The organism is Sodalis sp. (in: enterobacteria) (assembly GCF_047607725.1).
Lineage (GTDB): Bacteria > Pseudomonadota > Gammaproteobacteria > Enterobacterales > Enterobacteriaceae > JBLKSS01.
This window is the reverse complement of the sequence record NZ_JBLKSS010000264.1, coordinates 1-2,785: the sequence shown is the minus strand read 5'-3', so window position 1 is coordinate 2,785 and position 2,785 is coordinate 1. Positions and strand designations below refer to the sequence as shown.

Annotated in this window: 3 pseudogenes; all 3 read right to left on the bottom strand. The window is 52.3% G+C overall.

Annotated features, from left to right (window positions below):
* Positions 1–136: 136 nt before the first annotated feature.
* Positions 137–340 (bottom strand): annotated as a pseudogene (locus tag ACMX3H_RS18025) (peptide ABC transporter permease); the annotation flags it as partial.
* A gap of 44 nt (positions 341–384) precedes the next feature.
* Positions 385–1,309: pseudogene (gene oppB / locus ACMX3H_RS18020) on the bottom strand (oligopeptide ABC transporter permease OppB).
* A 102-nt stretch (positions 1,310–1,411) separates the two neighbouring features.
* A pseudogene (locus tag ACMX3H_RS18015) lies at positions 1,412–2,645 on the bottom strand (ABC transporter substrate-binding protein); the annotation flags it as partial.
* Positions 2,646–2,785: the final 140 nt, after the last annotated feature.

The following is a 2,785-nucleotide window of genomic DNA, read 5'->3' as shown; positions in this document are numbered from 1 at the left end:
CATCGCCGGATTATCCATGATCTGACAGCCGTCCCTTATAGGATGCGGGTTCACTAGGCATCGTAGTGGAACATATTCTTACCGGGCCATACAACAAACCCACCAATAATTCAAGACGTCCTCCACGGGGCGCTTACATATCCGGCGCGTTGGACATCATGGCCCAGTAGGTATCGTCATAGCGGAAAGCGGACAACGAGGGCGCCAGTATCACGAACAGCGCAATCAGCAGCAGGATAAACAAGCTGGTCAATGCCGCTTTGTTATGGATGAAGCGTCGATGGGCGTCGGCCCACAGGCGGCGGCCCTCCACTTCCAATTGTTCACGGAATTTCTCCAGAGCTTCGCTATTTTTTTACTCACATTCATTTGCGCGCTCCAGCGTCAATAACGGATTTTCGGGTCGATAACCGCATACAGGACATCGACAATGGCGTTAAACAAGATGGTCAAGGTGCCCACCAGAATGGTCAGGCTCAGCACCAGCGAATAATCGCGGTTGAGCGCGCCGTTCACAAACAGATGGCCGATACCCTGCAGACCATAAATCGTTTCTATCACCATCGAGCCGGTAATATAATGCCGGCAAACGCCGGCGCCATGTACGAAATGACCAGCAGCAGCGCCGGCTTCAAGGTGTGGCTGAAAATAATCCGCCGCATCGGCAACCCTTTGGCGCGCGCGGTGCGGATAAAATTGGAATGCAGCACTTCAATCATCGAACCGCGGGTTATGCGGGCGATGCAGGCGATATAAGCCAGAGACAGCGCGACCATCGGCAAAATAATAAATTTGGGCTCGCCGCCGTTCCAGCCGCCGCCGGGCAGCCATTTCAGCGTGATGGCGAAAATCAGCACCAGCAGCGGCGCCACCACGAAACTGGGAATGACCACGCCGGTCATCGCGAACCCCATTGCGAGATAGTCCCATTTGGTGTTCTGCTTGAGCGCCGCCATGACGCCCGCGGCGACCCCGACCACCACCGCCAGCAAAAATGCCGCCAGACCGAGCTTGGCCGAGACGGGGAATGAGTTGGCCACCAGATCGTTGACCGAGTAGTCTTTATATTTGAACGACGGGCCGAAATCACCGTGGGCCAGCTGTAATAAATAATTGCCGTATTGCGTGAGGATGGGATCGTTCAGATGATATTTGGCTTCTATGTTGGCCATCACTTCCGGCGGCAGGTTACGCTCGCCGGTAAACTGGCTGCCGGGCGCCCCAGACGCATCATAAAAAATGAGATGGTGATCAGAACGAACAGCGTTGGAATCGCTTCCAGCAGCCGTCGAAGAATAAACTTTACCATTACCAGACCTATAACATGGCAGTAGACGATAAGGCGTTTGCAGAACAAACAGGGCATGACCGCCAGCGGCCTGCCCTGTTGTCACGCGTCAAACATCCTTAGTTAGTGTTTGATAATGTATAGATCTTTTACATACACATTATCCAGCGGATCTTTACCGGTATAACCCCCTACGTAAGGTTTAACCAAACGGGCGTTAACATAGTAATACACCGGGACGATTGCCGAGTCTTTATCCAACTGCTGTTCCGCCTGCTGATAGAATCCGGCGCGGGCATCTTCCGAACCGGCCTGCAGGGCCTGGACCAGCAGTTTGTCAAATGCCGGGCTCTTGTAATACGCGCTGTTGTTGGAGCTGTTGGACTGCATAATGTTCAGGAAAGACGTCGGTTCATTATAATCCGCACACCAGCCGGCCCAGGCGACGTCGAAATTGCCCTGAGGGCGGGTGTCCAGGAAAGTTTTCCATTCCTGATTCTCAAGCTTCACATTCACGCCCAGGTTCTTTTTCCAAATGGGCGCCACGGCGATAGCCAGTTTTTTGTGCAGATCTGAGGTGTTGTACAGTAAATCAAAGGTCAGCGGTTTATCTTTGGTGTAACCCGCCTCGGCCAACAATTTACGCGCCTCTTCGTTGCGCTTCTCCTGCGACCAGCCAAACCATTCCGGCGCCGTCAGCTTGGCACCGTCGGTGTAGGGCGGCGTAAAGCCGTAAGCCGGCAGATCGCCCTGCGCTTTCACTTTGTTGACGATGATATCGCGATCCAAGCCGAGCTTCAGCGCGGTACGCACGCGCGCATCGGTGAACGACGCTTTCTGGTTATTGATTTCGTAATAATAGGTACACAAGTAGGGATCAACGTGGACTTCTTTCGGGATCTCTTTCTTGAGTTTCTGGAACAACTCAATCGGCAAGTTGTTGTAGGTCATATCGTCTTCGCCGGCGCGATAGCGGTTTACGTCGGTGACTTCGGAAGAGATCGGCAGATAGGTGACTTTATTGATGACGGTCTTGGCGTTATTCCAATACTGCGGGTTACGCTCTAGTACGATACGCTCGTTAATGACCCAATCTTTGACGACGTAAGCGCTGTTACCGACCCAATTCGCCGGCTGGGTCCACTTCTCACCGAATTTTTCCACCACTTTCTGCGGCACCGGCGACATGGACGGATGAGCGAGCACCTTAATCAGATACGGCACCGGCTCGGCCAGCGTGACTTAGGGTATGATCGTCCAGCGCTTTCACGCCTAGGGTATCGGGGCTTTTTTTGCCGCTGATGATATCGTCGATATTGGTAATTTGGGCATACTACAGATAGCTTTCATACGGAGTGTAGCGATGCAAAAGATTCTGGACTAATTTGCAGTCAATTCTGGACTCCTTTGAACTCTAAAAAATGGCTATTTTGGACAGTCCAAAATTGTTTGCAAAAACACAGGAGCACTTCATTTATTTTGAATGCTTGAACGGTG